Source organism: Plebeiibacterium marinum, assembly GCF_026013615.1.
GTDB lineage: Bacteria > Bacteroidota > Bacteroidia > Bacteroidales > Marinilabiliaceae > Saccharicrinis > Saccharicrinis marinus_A.
Genome location: NZ_JAPDPI010000014.1, coordinates 73,231 through 91,878, shown reverse-complemented (window position 1 = coordinate 91,878; position 18,648 = coordinate 73,231). Strand labels below are relative to the sequence as shown.

Annotated in this window: 15 protein-coding genes; 1 reads left to right on the top strand and 14 read right to left on the bottom strand. The window is 34.6% G+C overall.

The genetic code is table 11. The annotated features are described in order from the left end of the window. Positions 1 to 12: 12 nt before the first annotated feature. The 14 genes from OM074_RS08535 to OM074_RS08470 form a co-directional block, all read right to left on the bottom strand. Complete coding sequence (locus OM074_RS08535; protein WP_301199044.1) at positions 13 to 948, bottom strand: coiled-coil domain-containing protein; 936 nt, start codon at positions 946 to 948, stop codon at positions 13 to 15. Beyond that, positions 948 to 2,762, bottom strand: coding sequence for a CFI-box-CTERM domain-containing protein (locus tag OM074_RS08530; protein ID WP_301199043.1), 1,815 nt, complete (start codon positions 2,760 to 2,762; stop codon positions 948 to 950). Before OM074_RS08530 ends, OM074_RS08535 begins: the two co-directional genes overlap by 1 nt. Positions 2,763 to 2,895: 133 nt before the next feature. Next, complete coding sequence (locus OM074_RS08525) at positions 2,896 to 6,114, bottom strand: type I restriction endonuclease subunit R (protein WP_301199042.1); 3,219 nt, start codon at positions 6,112 to 6,114, stop codon at positions 2,896 to 2,898. Positions 6,115 to 6,126: 12 nt separating this feature from the next. Continuing rightward, the gene (locus OM074_RS08520) at positions 6,127 to 7,134 is read right to left on the bottom strand and encodes a PGN_0703 family putative restriction endonuclease (RefSeq protein WP_301199041.1); all 1,008 of its coding nucleotides are present in this window, start codon (positions 7,132 to 7,134) and stop codon (positions 6,127 to 6,129) included. 18 nt (positions 7,135 to 7,152) lie between these two features. Beyond that, positions 7,153 to 8,469 carry a 5-methylcytosine restriction system specificity protein McrC gene (locus tag OM074_RS08515; protein ID WP_301199040.1) on the bottom strand — a complete coding sequence of 439 codons (1,317 nt, stop codon included), beginning with the start codon at positions 8,467 to 8,469 and terminating at the stop codon, positions 7,153 to 7,155. Next, on the bottom strand, positions 8,462 to 10,267 hold the full coding sequence (locus tag OM074_RS08510; RefSeq protein ID WP_301199039.1) for an McrB family protein: 1,806 nt from the start codon (positions 10,265 to 10,267) through the stop codon (positions 8,462 to 8,464). Before OM074_RS08510 ends, OM074_RS08515 begins: the two co-directional genes overlap by 8 nt. A 12-nt stretch (positions 10,268 to 10,279) precedes the next feature. Then, on the bottom strand, positions 10,280 to 12,139 hold the full coding sequence (locus tag OM074_RS08505; protein ID WP_301199038.1) for an ATP-binding protein: 1,860 nt from the start codon (positions 12,137 to 12,139) through the stop codon (positions 10,280 to 10,282). Then, the gene (locus OM074_RS08500) at positions 12,132 to 13,325 is read right to left on the bottom strand and encodes an SIR2 family protein (RefSeq protein ID WP_301199037.1); all 1,194 of its coding nucleotides are present in this window, start codon (positions 13,323 to 13,325) and stop codon (positions 12,132 to 12,134) included. Before OM074_RS08500 ends, OM074_RS08505 begins: the two co-directional genes overlap by 8 nt. 8 nt (positions 13,326 to 13,333) lie before the next feature. Further along, positions 13,334 to 14,584, bottom strand: a complete 1,251-nt coding sequence (locus OM074_RS08495; protein WP_301199036.1) for a restriction endonuclease subunit S — start codon at positions 14,582 to 14,584, stop codon at positions 13,334 to 13,336. Beyond that, positions 14,581 to 16,119 carry a class I SAM-dependent DNA methyltransferase gene (locus tag OM074_RS08490; protein ID WP_301199035.1) on the bottom strand — a complete coding sequence of 513 codons (1,539 nt, stop codon included), beginning with the start codon at positions 16,117 to 16,119 and terminating at the stop codon, positions 14,581 to 14,583. The genes OM074_RS08495 and OM074_RS08490 overlap by 4 nt, the downstream gene beginning before the upstream one ends. Then, positions 16,119 to 16,406, bottom strand: coding sequence for a helix-turn-helix domain-containing protein (locus OM074_RS08485; RefSeq protein ID WP_301199034.1), 288 nt, complete (start codon positions 16,404 to 16,406; stop codon positions 16,119 to 16,121). The genes OM074_RS08490 and OM074_RS08485 overlap by 1 nt, the downstream gene beginning before the upstream one ends. Before the next feature lie 118 nt (positions 16,407 to 16,524). Continuing rightward, positions 16,525 to 16,878 (bottom strand): J domain-containing protein, encoded by a 354-nt coding sequence (locus tag OM074_RS08480; RefSeq protein ID WP_301199033.1) that lies wholly within the window; start codon positions 16,876 to 16,878, stop codon positions 16,525 to 16,527. Positions 16,879 to 16,971: 93 nt separating this feature from the next. Further along, positions 16,972 to 17,205, bottom strand: coding sequence for a DUF4248 domain-containing protein (locus OM074_RS08475; RefSeq protein ID WP_301199032.1), 234 nt, complete (start codon positions 17,203 to 17,205; stop codon positions 16,972 to 16,974). A gap of 508 nt (positions 17,206 to 17,713) precedes the next feature. Beyond that, on the bottom strand, positions 17,714 to 18,022 hold the full coding sequence (locus tag OM074_RS08470; protein ID WP_301199031.1) for a hypothetical protein: 309 nt from the start codon (positions 18,020 to 18,022) through the stop codon (positions 17,714 to 17,716). 324 nt (positions 18,023 to 18,346) lie between these two features. Between OM074_RS08470 and OM074_RS08465 the strand changes: the two genes are divergently transcribed. Continuing rightward, positions 18,347 to 18,625: a hypothetical protein gene (locus OM074_RS08465; RefSeq protein WP_301199030.1), complete on the top strand. Its 279-nt coding sequence runs from the start codon at positions 18,347 to 18,349 to the stop codon at positions 18,623 to 18,625. The last annotated feature ends 23 nt before the right edge of the window (positions 18,626 to 18,648 follow it).

Sequence of the window (18,648 nt, the reverse complement as noted above, 5' to 3'; positions counted from 1 at the left end):
TTTAATTTTTTATTATTCTCCTTGACTAACTTCTATTTGGGCTGTTTGTATCATAACACCCTGATAATTCACTTGCGGTTTAATAATTCTTGTTATTATTTGTTGACCTTTTTCAAGGTTTTCATCCGGAACAAACGTAACAGATGCTTTCATACCTTCACTATATGGTTGTTCAAGCATTTCAACAAGTTCATATCCATTTGAAGCAAAGTTATCTTGGATTCGTTTTACTGATGCCGAAAGCTGTTTCAAGCCTTTCGTTTTTTCATCCATCCTTGTCAGATTCTTTTGAATGCGAATAATTTCGTCAGCAACTTTCAAGGCCAAAGTATGGTCTGTTTCATTTGGGGATGCTGTTTGAGACTTATTGCCATCAACAATTTTAAGTTGAGATTCAAGGACTTCTATTAATTTATTGTCCAATTTAACACCTTCTTCTTCAAGATTTTTTCTCGTGTTCTGAATATCTGTAACAAGGTCGGTTTTTTGTTTAAAGATTTGTTTGCGGAGAATAAGGAAAACAACTAACAACAATACTGCTAAAATCACGCTGGCTATTATCCAATAAAGAGTTGTCTGGCTTAGTGATTCATTAAGGTGGGAGATGCTCTGGTTTGTATTTTGCTCAGATTTATTAATCTTAATCCCCAACTCATTGGCTGTATTATCAATGTTAGCTTCGTTAGTTCTAATAACACCCTTTAAGCTATCAATTTGACTTGCAGAAAACGATTTATAGGAGTTTAGCTCATTATTTAATGAAGACAATCTTTTTAATAGTGATTTATTCTGTGTTTCTAGCTTATCAGTTTTTGAGGTTGCGGTATTTAATGTACTCTCAATCTCTGTTACTTTTTGTTTTAAGCTGGCAATCTCAACACTATCTGTTTGAGCAAAAAGGCCATAAAATGGCAGGGTCAATGCAAGTATTATTATAAGTCTTTTCATTATTGTATGTGTTTAATTAATCTATCTAAAATATTGCGTATATAGTGGTTTATTTTCTTTTGATTCTGCAATGCTTTAACCAACGAAGGAGAAGTTGCATAATAGAACCTTATAAAAGCTTTTCCAAAAATAGAGTGGGATAATATTTCATCCCTAAATTTCCTTAAAATAATAACCTGTGGATGGTCATAGCTTCCATAAGCCATTGTTGCTATGTAACAACCTCCACTACTGCCACTTGAACTACTTCCGCTACTATATGAAGGGGTTGTACTTCTTGTTGCTGATTGGATTTGATTTTTAATATTACCTAAAGCACTTCTATTTTCGTTAAATTTACTTCTTAATTGATAGTCCATATCGAAAGAAGTCATAAGAGTTGTAACTTCATACGCCCCAACAACTATTGTTTTTAATTCGGATAAGGAGACTACCTTTAAATTACCTAAAAGTTTATTTAGTTCTGAATCTCCAGAATATGAATGAGAGTAACCTAACCCCCCAAAATCTTTATATCTTTTAAAGCCTTCCTGAGCTTCATTCACAGCAGCTACCAACATGCCTTGAGCATTACCTACTATCGCTGATGACATTTTTAAATATATCTCATTTGTTGAGCCTAAAGTAGCTTTAATACTATCTAATTTAGGTTTACAGGAAACAACCAAATCTTTCGCATTGGATACTGTATCTGATAACTTTTGAAATCTTTCTAGTTTTGAACCTATAAATACAAGTTCGTCATGTATTTTCTTCTGAATATTTCTTTCTTCACTTCCATCTATCCACTCTTGCAAATTCTCAATATTCTCGTCTATACGACTTTTGGTTTGACCAGTCGGATTGATAGACTTAGCCATTTTCATTACTTTTAGAGCAGGCTCACCTGGGTCGTATTCATCACTATCACGGTATTCAATGAAAAAATCTACAGCACATTGTAATATCTCATTTGCTAACTTATTAACTAACATCTGATACTGAACACTATCTTTACCAAGCAGTTTGTTTAAAAGTGTAATGTCAGCTTTAGTCTGCTTATATAGTTCTTCTCCATGTTCTTCTGCATCTCTCGGATTGCTTTTTCGCTTAGATGTTGCTTTATCAATACTATTCTCAATATTTGAGATTGGAACTTCTGTGAATTTTGATGCAAGGTATTTTTGAACGCTGACAGGATAGGAACTAAAAAGAGAAATCAATTCCCTTGTATTAATTCCGTTTGCTTTATCTAAAAAGGGTTTTAAAGAACTGATTACTTCATCAACAAATGCTTTATTGACATCATCTGAACTTATACCTATGCCATTCCCGGTTACTTCTTTTGAAAGGTCTAAAAAGCTTTCGGAATTGATTAATTGTCCTTTAAGAAGTATAGCTTGTTGCAACTCACTTATACTTAATTGTTCTCCAATTGTAGATAAAGCAAGGTATAAAGTTGATAGATTTAAGTAAGCACTATAATTCTTTGGCGTTACTTCATCTTTAAGTGTTTTGTTCCAAATCTCTATCGCCTTGTTTGTGTTCTGATTTAGATGGTTTAAGGCAACTTCATCGAGAGGAGAGTTTTTAATAAACCAAAACAAAGAATAATGTAATTTTTTTTGAGCTTGCTCTATACTGCTTGCAGCAATTTGAATTTCTTCACTCGTCCTGGACAGATTACCGATAATTTGTAAATCATAGTCAAATGATTTGGTTTTACCTATCTCCGCATAACGCTTAATAATTCCGATTTGCTTTTGCAATTCCCTTTCAGTTGAGTTTCCAAGCAGCCCAAGCACTCTAAAAGGGTTTTGTTTAATAACTTTCATAGCACATCACTATTATATATTTTAATTTTATCAGCCATTTTTGATAAAAGCTGTAAGTTAAAAAATATGTTTTGTTTTAACATATTGTTACAGCTTTCAAATCTGTTTCTGTTTAATTTTTTCAAAAAATTTTTCAATCATTCCAAAAATCTGCCAAAGCTTCTGCCTGGCTTAATACAGTTTCTGTTGCCAACTTTTGTAAATCCGGTGGATAACCATATTGGCGAAGCGTTCTTTTTACGATTACTTTCAGCTTCTTTTTTACAGATTCTTTTATAGTCCAGTCTATTGTGGCATTGGCTTTAACACGTTCAACAAGTACCCTTGCAAGTTTTAGAAGCACTTCATCACCAAGCATATCTTTGGCACTTCCATTTGAGGCAACCGCATCATAAAACGCCAATTCATCTTTTGATAATCCCATTTTTTCGCCACGCTTATCTGCTTCCTTTATTTCTTTTGCCAGTTCAATCATTTCCTGAATGATTTCGGCAGCGGTGATTAAGTTATTCTGATACCGCTTTATAGATGACTCTAACATCTCCATTAGGGTACGGCTCTGTACAATATTGTGTTTGGCTCTTACCTTTATTTCATCGTTGAGTAGTTTTTTGAGGACTTCCAAAGCAAGGTTCTTATGCTTCATGTCTTTCATTTCCTCAAGAAAGTCATCATCCAATACAGACAATTCCGGCTTTTTAATTCCTGCTGCATCAAAAATATCTACTACCTGTTCAGAAACTATGGCTTCATCAATAACTTGTTTAATTGCGGTTTCAATTTCGTAATCGGTTTTTCCACCTGAAACTTCACCCATATCAAGCTTTTGGATTCGGGCTTTAACTGCCTGAAAGAATGCAATCTCATCTTTGGCATCCATTGCTTCATCGTGAGGTAAGGCAATAGCAAACGCTTTTGAGAGAGCTGTTACTTCTCTTACATATCTGTTTTTACCATCATCCAAACTAAGAATATGTTCTACTGCCGCAATAATAAGTTCTAACTTCTGCTTTACCGGAGCATCAAAATAATCTTCATAGGCAAAGCCATCACCATAAGGAACTTTAGGTTCGGCTGCCATAGCATAATCTGAATGTTGAACAGTAGGGTTCTCTGAATACATTTGAGAAACTATTTCAAGTTTTTCTAACATAAGCTGAACCGCCTTTTCCTGTGCTTCTGCCGGGTCGCCTTTTCCACCACTATCGGAATAAAAGGATAGTGCCTTTTTTAAATCAGAGGCAATACCAAAATAATCGACCACCAAACCGCCCGGTTTATCTTTATATACACGGTTAACCCTTGCTATTGCTTGCATCAGGTTATGACCTTTCATTGGTTTGTCGATATACAAAGTGTGCATACTTGGCGCATCAAATCCTGTCAACCACATATCCCGAACAATTACCAATTTCATCGGGTCGGAGGTATCTTTCATTCGGTCGGCTAATGCTCTGCGTTGGTCTTTTGATGTATGATGCTTCATTAGCTCTGGACCATCGGATGAAGAAGCAGTCATCACTACTTTTAGCACACCTTTATCCAAATCATCATCATGCCAATGTGGGCGTATTTTAATGATTTCCTTATACAGGTCAACTGCTATTTGTCGGCTCATGGCAACAATCATGGCTTTACCTTCGATACCGCTATTGGTGCGTTCCTCATAGTGAAAAACAATATCTTCTGCTACCTTCTTTAATCGGGCTTCACTACCAATAATGGCTTCAACCTTTGTCCACTTGGCTTTCGCTTTTTGAGTATCGGTTAATTCATCTTTGGCTAATTCTTCATCCAGTTCCTCAATAAGCTGTTTGCCTTCTTCCGAAAGATTGATTTTCACCAAACGGCTTTCATAGTAAATAGGAACGGTAGCACCATCTTCAACGGCTTGAGCTATATCGTAAATATCAACATAGTTACCAAAAACGGCAGGGGTATTTGCATCAGTAGATTCAACAGGAGTCCCTGTAAATCCTAGATACGTTGCATTGGGTAAAGCATCACGCATATACTTAGCAAAACCATAAACCAAACGTTGACCAATTACATTACCATTATCGTCTTTTACATCAATAGTTTTTGGTTTAAAACCATATTGTGTGCGGTGAGCTTCATCTGCAACCACAACAATGTTTGTGCGGTCTGATAGTTGCTCATATATGTTCGAACCATCTTCGGGTTGGAATTTTTGAATGGTAGCAAATACAATTCCTCCGGAGGCTACTTTTAGCAATTCTTTTAAATGCTCTCTGCTTTCTGCCTGGATTGGAACTTGACGCAATAGTTGTTTTGATGAACCGAAAGTATCAAACAATTGGTCGTCTAAATCATTACGGTCGGTAATTACTAAAATGGTTGGGTTGTTAAGCTGTAAAACCAACTTACCACTAAAAAACACCATTGAAAGCGACTTACCACTACCTTGTGTATGCCATACTACACCACCTTTTCGGTCACCATTATCAGCAGATGCTTTTTTTACAGATTCAATCGCTTTGTTTACAGCATAGTATTGATGATAGGCTGCAACTTTTTTTATAGTCTTAATAGAGGATATTCCTTTTGCATCAATATGTTTATCTTCTTCAAAAACAATAAAGTGGCGTATGTAGTCTAATAAGGTTTCAGGATTAGTTAAACCTTTTATCAGTACCTCTAATTGGCTTGTTAGGGTAGATGCTTCCTGAATGCCATCACTTGTTTTCCATGCTAAATAACGAGAATATCCAGCCGATAAAGAACCAGCTTTTGCATCAGCACCATCAGACAGAACACAAAAAGTGTTGAATGTAAACAGACCTGGTATAGTGTCTTTATAGGTTTGAATTTGCTTAAATGCTGAATGTAAAGTTGCATTTTCATCAACAGCATTTTTTAATTCAAATATGACCAGGGGCAAACCGTTCACAAACAGAATCAGGTCAGGGCGTTTGTTATTGTTATTCTCAATGATGGTAAATTGATTTACCACCAGGAAATCGTTTTGTTTTGGATTACTAAAATTGACCAACTGAACCCGGTCGCCACGCTGAATATCATCTTTACGATACTCAACAGGAACTCCTTCTGTTAATAGCTCATGGAAGTTCTGATTATTGACCATGAGTTCAGGAGAAACAATTCGCTCAATGTTTTTTAATGCCTCTTGCTGGGCTTCAAAAGGTATTTCAGGATTGTTTCGGGCAATAGCTTCTTGTAAGCGACCTTTCAAAATTACATCACTAAAAGAATTTCGTTCCGGTTCTTCACCATCAGGCGCAATAACAGCACCATGAATATAGTTCCAACCAAGGTTTTCAAGTTCCTCAATTGCCCAAAGTTCTATATCGTTTTCAGTTATTTTGGTCATGCTTAATATATCTTAGTATCCATATCTTTCATTCATATAACTTAGCCAATCACTACAATTATTATCCTTTTGATTTTTCCGAACAAATGCAACCCAATCTTGATGATGCCATGTTTTAAACAGGGCTTTCCCTTTCCATAATTCACTCCATCCACTCTGAAAGTCATCAATACCCGTAGTTTTCAGACAAGTAATCAAATCGTTATTCCTTCCATCGAAGGCTACGGTAGATGCTACCAAAGCGTATTTGCCACTTTGGGCTATGCCTTCTGCTAAAGATTGCTGACGAAATAATTGATACCCACCTGTTGAAGCAGGGCATCGCTTAATTTTTGATTGAGCAGAATCTGACAAACTAAGGTTGTTCCAGTATTTTCTTCCCCAAACTGTTTGATGGCAAATTCTTTTATAACCGTTTTCGGTAAAAACTTCTAAACATCTTTTGGGATCAGGATTATCGGGTTTTTCTTCTCTTCCTTTTACAGTTCGTGCAGAACAAGGGTAAAAGCTGTGTTCGGAATATTTACATTCTGTCAAAACAATTCCATCGCCATTTTTAGTTTTTACAAGAAACGCTACATCAGGAGAAGTTTGACCTGAACCTCTGCTGCCATCCATTTCACCCAATAATGTTGATGGGTGTAGAATACTGTTTGCTTCAAAGGCAAACTCAAGCTGAATATCCACAAGTTCGGTAATGTCTTTTGAAATCTTTTCTTGTAGAAACTGCAACATCAATTTCTTGAACGCTTCTGAACTACGAACAGGAAAATACAGATTAGCACTCAAAACCCAAGAACTCATTAAATTGTGAACACCTGTATGCTCTTTTATATTTTTCTCAACCAAGTATGTAGTTAGCTCATTTCTAATAGGTAGGTAAACGGTTTCTATCCATTTACTTTTGGGAATAATATGCTCATACTTACCTCCATTTTGAAAGCCCCACTCAGCAGTAGAAATATTGGTTTTACGCCAATTTATCTGGTTTTGTCTCTGTGTTTGAATAAAATCGCTCATCAGCCTGAATATTAGTAATTACGCATTTATTATTTGTTTATTAATCCGGGAAAGAAAAGCTTCTTTGCTTGCTTCTAATGATATTATATCCCCTGACAACTTTATTCCATCAACTTTAAACCAAGTGTCTGATTGATTTACGCCAAATAAAGTAGATGAATAATTATTTCTTTCGTTTTCCTGATTCAGCTCTTTATTGAACGGATATAATAAGCCCAAACCAATCACATTTTTATTTTGAGCCTTCATATATGCTCCATAAGTATGAATCTGAAAAAAGTCGTTCCTGTCATAATCAATTGAACGAAACTCCATGTTCTTGTATTTGGCATCCCAAACAAATACATTGTCATCCTTTTCAAGAATTATATCAGGAATTAAGCCTCTTTTGAAATTTTGACTTTCGTATGTATAAAATTTCTTTGAGAAAACTTTCCAGCCTTTCGTGGTGTATGCTTTCTTCAATATAGAAAGCAAATAGCTTTCCCATATTTCTGCAATATCAAGAAATAAAGCATCGGTATCCTTATCAGAATTCTTTTGAGTTATGCTATTATTCTTTCTTTGAATAATAACCCACGAGAAATCAACAACAGACCTGAAGCTTTCATAAATTGCTCCGTATTTTATTTTTCGGTACTCATTAGCATTAACCCCCTTTTTAATATGGAAATTTTGAGCATGGTTAAGCACATCTGTTACATTATCCGACAGCATATTTGGGGTGAGAAAATAATCTTTGGATAAAATTCTATACGCCTTTTGTAATATTGTCAAAATCGTTACATCAGCAGTTTTCTCTACTTTTTCGGAAACTATTTGTTTGCTATTGTATAGCGGTAGAATACTTTCTCTAATTTTTAATTTCCCTTTTACTGATTTGCCAATGTATGTATTATTGACTTTGTGTTTTGGAATGCCATGAACGTTTGCTTTTCCAAGCTCCCTGGTCCATATAAGGCTTATCAACTTTTTTATTAGTTGATTTTGCGATTCTTGATTTATTTTATTGTCGGATTTGTTTTTAGCTAATTTGACATTGAATATTTCCTCCAATAGATGTAACACAATAGCATTACCAAATCGGGGCACTACTTTTAAACAATAGGACTGATTTTTAAATTGAAAATTAAGTTCACCAATATATCTTCCTGTCAACCATTTTCTTGATTTGTAGTCGTAAGAAAGCAAAGGAATTTCATCTTCTTTTATTCTTTCGCTTAAACGGAAAACACTTTGTTCAGTAAAACATTGATTTATATGCAGAGCCATTTCTGCATCCATTTCAATGTAGCTACAATCTTTAACTTCGATATGTATAATGTTCTTACTCAACTCCGAAAATTTTTCCTGATTCTTGTATGTATTCTTTAATGGTTGTCTTATCGGTATTACCTAAGAATGCCGTTATCATAGGTTTGATTGATATTTCCCATAGTATTTTCCTTGCTTCATTATACAGTTTGTCTTTTGGTCTGTTTTTACCAACCAAATTCACATGCTCCTGATATATTTTAGTCAGTTCAGCAAAGAAAGCGTGACCGATTTGATAGTCTTCTCCAAGTTCTTCAATATGCTTACTGATATATTCATTCAGCCCTTTGCACCTTCTTAAAAAATCTTCCACATGCTTTTCAAGTAAAGAGCCGTTAAGCATTTGAATTAGTGAATCTTCTTCATAGCCCTTATAAAGCCATACAAATCTCCTTCTCAAAGCAAAATCAACACGTTCAACAGAAAAATCAATTTCGTTCATTGTGCCAATAATGTATAAGTTTTCGGGTACTGTTAAGCTTATGCCTTTTACTGCCGTATTAATTGACTTTCCACGGTACTCCATTGCAGAGAAAAATTCACCAAATACCCTTGATAAATCAACCCTGTTAATTTCGTCTAAAATCAGTACATGAGGTAATTTAACGGTTCCTGCTTTGTCGGTAGTTTCTTGTTCTGATTCTGCTTTTTCAATAATATCAAACAATTGCCCTTTTACTGCAACAGTTTCAGAACTGGTTCCGTTAGATTTTAATTGATACCCGGCAATAAAATCTTCGTATGAAGTATTCGGATTAAATTGAAGTTGATGGATTCGACCTTCAATATTCTTGATACCCTCAGTAAAAAACCTTTCGAGGTTATCTTTCTTGTGAAGAAAATGATTTGTAATAAAGGCTTTAGCTAGTTTTTCTGCGGTATAAGTTTTTCCTGTTCCGGGAGGGCCATATAATACGATTGACTTTTTATACTGCAAAGCCATAATATCATCCGCTACATTGCGAAGACTACTATCCCAAATGGGTCTAAGTTTCTCTGAATAGAAACTTTCGCCCTCACTTATAACGCCAAGTTCTGTTAGTTTCTTCCTAATTTCAAAAATCTCATCGTCAATAGATAATTCACCATCACCCTGACCGTTTAACAGACTACCAAAATTTAATTTTAATGATTTCTTATCCTGCAATGAGGCTATTGGCTCGTAATAATCAGGTTTTGCTAAATGAAGCATCAGGTTCTGCATCGCAACTGCCCGTTCTTTCATAAAATTGAATGTTCGGTCTTCAATTCTTAACCAGTTATTATCAAAAAGCGTTGATGCTACATTTACAATTTCCTGATTTACCTCATCAAATGCACCTATTTCGCCACTTTTTACCTTTTCTTTTAACTTAACACATAGCAAAAGCAAGTAACTTATTTCAAATGGTTTATTGGTTTTATGATATTGACCTGCTGAACCTATACCAACTTGAGGGTAAAAATTTGCAATACACGATTCTTTAAATTGTTGTTTATAATTTTCATGTTCAAGAATCCGGTATGGAGTATCTTGTTTTGCATTTGTTGTTATATCGTTAGCTGGTAAATACCATAACCAATTCAAATGGGCAAAGCACAAACGAACATTGTAATCAGCATCTTTAAATTGCTGACCAATTTTTTCCCAATAATTACTTTCAGACCCCTCAATTGCACCATCAATAAAACGCCCCTTTATTTCATGCAAAGCCTCTAATGTAAATATGTCATTCTCATTAGTTAGAATGGAATTACTTTTTAAAACACACTCATCAATGAATTGATTATAAAGAGTATAAACATAATCCTTGGAATTTATATCTGTCGATGTTTGCATATCTATAAATTTTTAATTTCCCCAATAATCAGTTGGTTTAATTGTTTTATTATAAGGTTCGTATCCATCTTCAATTTTATCTATTTCAATTATAATTGGCACTTGCGCACTTAACCCAGCCAAAATACATGTGCCTGTTGGTAATATAGATAAAGCTTCAAATGACACTTGGTCTAAATAAGAAACAGTCCTTTCTACTGCTTCAATATCTTTATTATTAATAAGTCGATGTAAGAAGTAATTGTGCAATTGAGATATTATCGTACTTGATATATCAGATGGTCTTTGACTTGCAACTGTTAAAAACACACCAAATTTCCTACCTTCCTTTATGATTTCTTCAAAAGTCTCTAAACGATAATCTTTCCAGGTTTCACTTTCCCTTTGAGAACTATACGATAATATATTATGAGCTTCATCAATAATAATATTTAGAAACTTTTTATCGTTTCGTTCTTGCTTTTTCTTATCATAGATTTGCTTACAAATTAACAAGGGGAGAACCTTTTTCATTGAAGTATTTACATCTGCAAGAGAAATTATATCTATGAATTTGTCGCTATGGTCAGACGAAATCGTAATTACTTTATCCAAGTTTTCAATATTCTTTAATCTTTTTAAAAGAGGCGAAATATGTTCAGTGTTTAGGTTGAACTTTGCTATTTCATTATAGAATTGAAAGACAATACGTAATCTGATTTTTTCAAGGTAACTAATTTCATCAACCTGTATTGATGAATCATCGAGTTTATTTGTAATAACATACTCTTTGAAATCATCATTATCCTCATACAATGTTTGCTCATCATCCTCAAAGTAATACTTCTGCTGATTGCTATGCCATTTTAGATTCTGCTGATAATCATCTATTAAGTCACTGATGTCAATATTTTCTGCCTTTGTTGAGTTAGCAACATCATTAAGAAATTGCATAATATCACCCTTATCAACTTTTTTTGTTACTAGCGATTCCAATATTACAGAAATTGCGTATTTGAAATCATTTTCGTCATTTAACCTACTAAAATAAAAGTCATTACTTAAAGCTCTTTTTAAAAATGGCTTTTGCGTTTTTTCTGTCGCAGTTAAAAAGATAGACCAAAAATCAACATCGCTAATTTCATTTTCAGTAATTGGATATTTTTTTGTTGATTCTTCCCTAGTTGTTAGTTTGTATAAGTTTTTGTTTTTAAAATCTGTTATGATATTATCACCTTCAGCACCATTAAGGTATTCTCCGTTGAAATCAATAATCAGAAATTTGGCATTGGCTTTAAAGCCGGAATTATTTTGATAGGCTTCGAATAATTTGTGGTAGAGTCCTGCCAGTGTGTATGACTTTCCACTTCCTGTATTACCAAAAACACCAATATGACTTGCAAATAAACTATTTACACCTACAGATATTTCCTTGCCCTTTTCACTAGCCAAAGTACCTATCCTAATAGGTATATCAGGCACTCCGTTTATGTCTTTGATAAAATGATGTACCCGATTAAATTCATCCTGAGTAAGTAAATAGCACTCGTTTTCAATTAAGGGTAATTCCTTAATGCCTTGTTTAAACTTTAATTTTTCAAAGTAGCCAACCAAACTTACATTAAGAACCCTGCTTATCTTATCCCTGTTATGAGCATACTCTTTTCTATCTAATGATTTATCCGTTGAGATATACTCTCCTTCTATCTTTCCAACAAGTTCTTCAAATCCTTTTGTAATTTTAATATATCCACCAACAGAGACATTTTTAATAATATCCCCATTATGCAATAAATGGGAAGCATTTTTACTTTTATCGACTATAACATCAACTTTACGTCCTTTTACGGAGTTTACAATTCCTATTTTTAAAACTGCATTAAGGTCATTCATTCTCCACAGTTTTAGGTTCATCTATAACTACAGCATCTTCATTACTACCACCTTCAAGTTCCTCCGCTAATTTTTTAAAGTAAGAATGATTAATTGTTTCTAAGGAATATTTTACATTATCTTCTGAATCAAATATAAACTTTACGTTAGCTGATTTAGGGATTTCTTTTTCAATACTTTCTTTGGATTTTGAATCATATGCGAAAATTACAATTAACAAGGTTGGATTTGAGGCTGCAACTCTTTTTGTAATTTCTCTTATGTGTTCATCAGCAAATGAAAATCCAAAAACAAATAATACTGAATTTTCCCTTTCTAAATGATTAGAATACATCCTTAGTAATTCATAAAACACAACGTCTTGAGTCGTTATTTCAAACTTTTGCTTCGTAGGGTTTACCATTTGAAGCTTATTATATGTGTCAATGAATTGGGTATGAGCTTCTCCTTTTTCTATTCCAAGTAAATCCTGTGTGTCATAAAGTTCCTCAATCGAATAGCATTTCCATATTTTATTACCCTTATCATCTGTTTCGTCAGACTCATATTCAATTGGAAGGAAATCACCACTGTTAATTGATAAAGAGTTAATCTCATTTAGTATAGTGTGACCGTAATCATACGTAATTTTACCATTATGCAACTTCCAGTTTACGCTACCGTGAAGTTTAAACACATTAAAAAGAGGAACTTCGGATTGAAACTCATAATGAGTGCTTGTTTTTCTAATAGAATTATGAAAATTTTCAGTACCATATACAGGATTCATTCTACCGGAAAAACCATCATTAAATGCGAGTTTCTGTTTTTCTAAGGTGTAATCAAGAAATAAGTCCATGTTTGTTGTGAACAAATTTGCTTGCTTGGTTACGAGGTTAGTTTTTCTCCTCGTTAGGATAATGTTTATCGCAGATATAAAGTTTGAGTACGAAGTTTTTACAGAATCCAATTTGCTTCCAGTTCCCGAATCAATTTCAGAATTACCTTTAACAGCAACATCATAGTAATGCTTTTTTATTGAAGCATCTACGATTTCCTTATCGTCATCATTATCTTTCTTTGATAAGTCAGTCAGTAAAGTCTCAATATCACTTAACGTTCCTAAGAATGGGACAGATGCACCTGAGCCAATTAAGAAGTTTAGGTGGCAGCTTTCTATGACTTTTTTAATTTCTTCGTACTCCATATTATTAATTAATTTGGGTTAACTCGTATCTCCCCACTCATTAACCTAGGCAACAAGGTATCTCGCAATTGGGTAAGTGTTTGAATCTCTTTATTATTGTTGATGTATAATTCTAATTGAGCATTGAATGAAGGGTTGAACTTGTTAAGTACTTCGATAGAAGGAATAATACACATTGCTTCATCTAAATGTGACCGTTTAATATGCCCCATAGTTGTTGCTTTACTTTGAGCCACAGCGATGAAATGCCTAAGATGAAACCCTGTCCACTGGTAAATAAGCCATTTGGGAAATTCATCAGAAGTAACTTTAAATAAATGTTGATTTAAGACACAATCCTCACCATCCCATATTTTTAACATTAGTGTCCCTGACCAAGAGAATATTACATATCCACTTCTTATAATATATTTATTATCGACCTCCGAAGTTGCCCAATCGGAATTATCAGAAATGCCACTACCAAGTTCCTTTATTTTTAAAACTGGAAGTTTTTTATCTTCGCTAATAACAGGATATTTTTGACATGCAAGGCCATTAAGGTATGTTGCAATAGACGAAAGTGACATTAATCTCCAACCTTCCGGAATTTCACCCAACTCACTTTCATCCATTTTACCACCTGAACTTTTATAAGGCTCACCATTTTCATTTGGAAACTCAAACTCCACAAACCAACGTTTAAAAAGCGTTTGAGCCAGTTCTTCTAAGTCTTTGTTTTGTTGGCGGAGGAGGGTGATTTTTTTATCGAGGTTTCCTAATACATTAATTATTTCCTTTTGTTCCTCTATATCAGGTAGATTTATATAAAGACTTGCAATCTCTTGAAAATTTATGTTTGGCTGAGCAGACTGAGCGGACATATTATTAACATACTTAATCATGTTTGGCTGCCTGAAACAGAACCCAATAAACTGAGGTAATGCCAATTCTTTATTAAGCCTAATAATCGCTAAAGCTTGGTTCGTATTTGCTGGTAGCATTTCTTGCGTAACTATTCCACTTTTACCTAAATAGTTACCTGCCATAGAGAAAAGAATATCACCTTCTTCTAACTGTGAACGCTTGAATTTTTCATGGGTCTCTTCATCAATCAGCACAAATTTGCTCTGGTCTACAGTGCCATCATATTCAATAGCATCTGATTTAATGTAGTTAACTCCGTTCTTGTCAACAAAGCCTTGGCCTTTTGGAGGTGTTGTTCCCTTGGTGATTCTGGTTACTAAATCTCCAATGGTTGCTTCTTTCCATTCACTCATAACTCAATCCCAATTTTAGCCAGTTGTGTTTTAATTTCCTGGTCAAGCTCTTGGGCTTGGCTCATTTGTTCACGTAATCGGGTAGTAAGAGCATCCACTTTTTCCTGGAATGGAATACCATCGTCTTCTTCATCGGGAATACCCACATAACGTCCGGGCGTTAAAACAAACTTGTGCTTTTGTATATCCTCAATAGTTGCCGATTTACAGAAACCTTTTACATCTTCGTATTCTTCACTTTGTTTTAGCCAATTGTGATAGGTATCTGCAACTTTACTAATATCTTCAGATTCAAATGCTCTGTTTTTACGGTTAATCATATAACCTAACTCAGAGGCATCAATAAACAAGGTTTCACCATTGCGTTTCTTTTTGCCTCTACGCAAGAACCATAAACAAGCTGGAATACCTGTATTAAAAAACAGGGCTTTGGGTAGCATTACAATACATTCAACCAAGTCGTTTTCTACTAACTTTTGGCGTATATCACCTTCACCTCCTGTGTTGGAACTTAAAGAACCATTTGCTAATACAAACCCGGCATGTCCGCCATCGGGTTTAAGGTGATACAAGAAGTGTTGCACCCAGCCAAAGTTGGCATTACCTGTCGGGGGTACACCATATTGCCAACGAGCATCGTCACGCAATAGTTCACCGCTCCAATCACTCACGTTAAATGGTGGATTAGCAATTATATAGTCTGCTTTTAAATCTTTATGTGCATTATTTAAGAATGAACCTTCCGTATTCCATTTAATATTTGAGCCATCAATACCACGTATAGCCAAGTTCATTCGGCATAAACGGTAAGTGGTTTGGTTACTTTCCTGTCCGTAAACCGAAATATCATCCAAACGTCCTTGGTGGCTTTCAATAAACTTTTCGCTCTGAACAAACATTCCACCGGAACCGCAACAAGGGTCGTAAACACGTCCTTTGTATGGCTCTAACATTTCAACCAAAAGCTTTACAATACTCTCTGGCGTGTAGAATTGACCTCCCTTTTGACCTTCTGCCAATGCAAACTGACCTAAGAAATACTCATAAACCCGACCTAGTACGTCCTGAGATTTTGCTTTCTCATCACCCAAGGCAATAGTACCAATGGTATCTATCAAGCCTCCCAAAGTTTGAGGGTCGAGGTTAGAACGTCCAAAAGTTTTAGGAAGAATCCCTTTAAGTGTAGCATTATCCGCTTCAATCAAGTCCATAGCATCATCAATCAACTTACCAATGTTAGGCATCTTAGCTTGTGATTGAATAAATGCCCAACGAGCATTTTCCGGTACGAAGAACACATTTTCTGCACCATACTCATCCTTATCTTCGGGGTCAGCTCCTGCATATTCACCTTCTCCGGCTACGAGCTTTGCATAATGCTCTTCAAAAGCATCAGATATATACTTTAAAAAGATTAAACCAAGCACAACATGTTTGTACTCGGCTGCATCAATATTTTTACGCAATTTGTCTGCGGTAGTCCACAATTTCTTTTCGAGCGATTCGTTTGCTCCGTTTCCGTTCTTCTTTGCCATTATTTTTGTGTAATATCTTGTTCAACAAATCTTAATGCTTCAAGTCCTAAAGGCTCATTTCGCACCACATCTTTTATCTTATCTGCCAACCATAAAATCACCAATTCTTTTTCTTGAACATTTAGTATTGAGGCTAGTTGATTAATGTGTTCGCGTTGTGCTCTCCGTTCGCCTCTTTCGAGTTTGCTCATCAAAGCAGTATCAACCTCCAAATCGGCTGCAATCTGCCTTAATAACAATCCTTTTTCTTCTCTCAATTCTCTTAATCTTTTGCCAAGTATATTCATTGCTGTATTTTTGACTTGTCACTTTCTGTCAAATATATAAAAAAACTTCAACAATCCAGCTGAACCTCTGTTGAAATTTTATATAAATGCTAAATATTTTTATGGGGTAATATAAATTTTATTGAAGACTATCTAATAAGTTCACAATATTCTCAAACAGACCTTTCTTTAGAGGGGAATCCGCTGTTTGCATTTTCTGTCGTAAGTATTCCTGTGGCACTTGTTTTTTTATCAGGACTTTGGCAAGTCTTCCTAATTCGTTTATCAACTCATTTTCCTCTAATGTATTTTTGCGTAAGGGAGTAATGACCTTTTGTTCTTGCTGCAAACGCAACAAAAATTCTTTGTATTCGGCTTGCATTTCCTGAAAGTCAACGGCAGCTCCACCTTTATCGGGATGTAATTGTTTTGCTAATTTTCGGTAACGTAGTTTGGCTTGTTCAATATCGGTTATACCTAAGAAATAGTTCATAAGTAGATGTTTATTTTTAAATGTCTTATGGAACTTACCATTCAATTATTTATTCTGACTGAATAACTTCCGAATAAAAATTGAATGGACGTTTCATAGCTGTTCAAATTCTTCAAGTGTTATACAAAAATGTTCCAGGATTAAAAGAAGCTGTTGTTTGTTGTAGTAATGGCGTTTGGTTCGTCCTGTATTTGCTATCCGTGCTTTTAATTCCGGACACAACTCAATATCTCTTCTTAATTGCTGCATTGCTGCATCAACCGAAACGCTATCCGGGTAAAGTTTCTTTACCAAATCCTGTTTTAATATGGTTCTGCGCACTATCATAGCGTTGGATTTGGATTGAAAAATGAGCGATAACACAACCTAAATGTTAAGAGAAGTAAGCTTGTTGAGTATATTTCAAATGCTTTTGAAGGCTTTTGAATACTTTTTAGCTTATACAGACTGCTTTTGAGGACTTTAGGACAATATTTTAAAGACTTTTTTGAATATTGAGAAAAATGAAGAGGTCTTTTTATGTGGTTTGTCAAGCTTATAAAAAATTGTTGCCAACTTGTCGAAGTATTAGGGATTTTGGAGGCTGTTTTGAGATAATTTGAAGAAAAAAGAAACTGCTTTTGAAAAAAATCGGTAATACCATGAGAATACCACCATATTACCAGCGTATTGCGGAGAATAAAACAAAGAATAACGCAATAAATAGTAAAACCACAAACCGTTATAAACACGAAAAGCCCCAATAGGAGGCTCATTTTTAATGAATTAGAATATATACTGGGCATAATTTAAAACATTATACCCTTGACAATTAGCTATATAAAGATAGAAAAAATTAGCGAAATTTGGTTTCCAGGGAACTTGTTTCCAACATTTTCAGAATCATAGATTGAATGATGGCATCTTCATCAGCATCATTACCCTCGGTCTTTAGTTTGGCAATCAAATTTATCAGCTTCATTATATCCAAGTCGTATTCAGATAACAAGTCAACCATTCTATTCAATACATCCTTGCTTTTTTTCAGGAACTCCTTACTTGACGAAAAGACAATTTCATCAGCTCCATCTTTTATGATTTCATTTTCCAATAAATCAAGCGATTCATTTACCTCATGTTGTAACCAAACATATAAATCTTTCATTCTGAATTGTATTAAAAAGGAGCGTGGCACTGAAACCACCAACAATCGAGGTATCGCCAAACACCCACGCAGTAAAGTAGTACAGACCACGCCCGTACCTACTCTCTTTACTGCAATTAAAATTTGGCGATTTTCGATTGTTAAGAGATTAAGTCTTAATATTTTAAGATTATATGTTCGCTTCCTTTTTTGTTTATATCAATATTCAGTTTTATATTATTATTTGCTGTAAAAGTAATGATTTGAAAGCCATTTTTTGAAAAACGAGCAATAAAAAGAAACAAACAGGTTATATTTAGCACTTTGTATAAAGCATTTTTGAGGATGAAAACCATTTTGAAAGTAGAATTTGATAATGCCGGATTAAACGGATTTATAATTGAAAATCCGGGACATCTTCCTGTACATGGAGAGATATTTACCTGTAAGTGGGAGGATTTTATAAAAGATAGAGCAATGGTACAACAACTTGATGAAATTGAAGAAGATGAGTGTTTTATGGTTGAAAGAAATTTCAGCAAATACAGCAAGGATGAATCAATGTGTTTTATTGTACTTCACCTATCAAAAGATTTTAAAAAGAATTCTTTGCTTCACAAATGACATTAAAAACCCGATACCTGATA

What these genes read in the sequence shown, in the direction of transcription:
- OM074_RS08485 (WP_301199034.1), bottom strand. Translation starts at nt 16,406, where the DNA reads ATGAATATACTTGGCAAAAGATTAAGAGAATTGAGAGAAGAAAAAGGA.
- OM074_RS08495 (WP_301199036.1), bottom strand. Translation starts at nt 14,584, where the DNA reads ATGAGTGAATGGAAAGAAGCAACCATTGGAGATTTAGTAACCAGAATC.
- OM074_RS08470 (WP_301199031.1), bottom strand. Translation starts at nt 18,022, where the DNA reads ATGAAAGATTTATATGTTTGGTTACAACATGAGGTAAATGAATCGCTT.
- OM074_RS08475 (WP_301199032.1), bottom strand. Translation starts at nt 17,205, where the DNA reads ATGATAGTGCGCAGAACCATATTAAAACAGGATTTGGTAAAGAAACTT.
- OM074_RS08505 (WP_301199038.1), bottom strand. Translation starts at nt 12,139, where the DNA reads ATGAATGACCTTAATGCAGTTTTAAAAATAGGAATTGTAAACTCCGTA.
- OM074_RS08465 (WP_301199030.1), top strand. Translation starts at nt 18,347, where the DNA reads ATGAAAACCATTTTGAAAGTAGAATTTGATAATGCCGGATTAAACGGA.
- OM074_RS08535 (WP_301199044.1), bottom strand. Translation starts at nt 948, where the DNA reads ATGAAAAGACTTATAATAATACTTGCATTGACCCTGCCATTTTATGGC.
- OM074_RS08525 (WP_301199042.1), bottom strand. Translation starts at nt 6,114, where the DNA reads ATGACCAAAATAACTGAAAACGATATAGAACTTTGGGCAATTGAGGAA.
- OM074_RS08510 (WP_301199039.1), bottom strand. Translation starts at nt 10,267, where the DNA reads ATGCAAACATCGACAGATATAAATTCCAAGGATTATGTTTATACTCTT.
- OM074_RS08480 (WP_301199033.1), bottom strand. Translation starts at nt 16,878, where the DNA reads ATGAACTATTTCTTAGGTATAACCGATATTGAACAAGCCAAACTACGT.
- OM074_RS08520 (WP_301199041.1), bottom strand. Translation starts at nt 7,134, where the DNA reads ATGAGCGATTTTATTCAAACACAGAGACAAAACCAGATAAATTGGCGT.
- OM074_RS08490 (WP_301199035.1), bottom strand. Translation starts at nt 16,119, where the DNA reads ATGGCAAAGAAGAACGGAAACGGAGCAAACGAATCGCTCGAAAAGAAA.
- OM074_RS08530 (WP_301199043.1), bottom strand. Translation starts at nt 2,762, where the DNA reads ATGAAAGTTATTAAACAAAACCCTTTTAGAGTGCTTGGGCTGCTTGGA.
- OM074_RS08500 (WP_301199037.1), bottom strand. Translation starts at nt 13,325, where the DNA reads ATGGAGTACGAAGAAATTAAAAAAGTCATAGAAAGCTGCCACCTAAAC.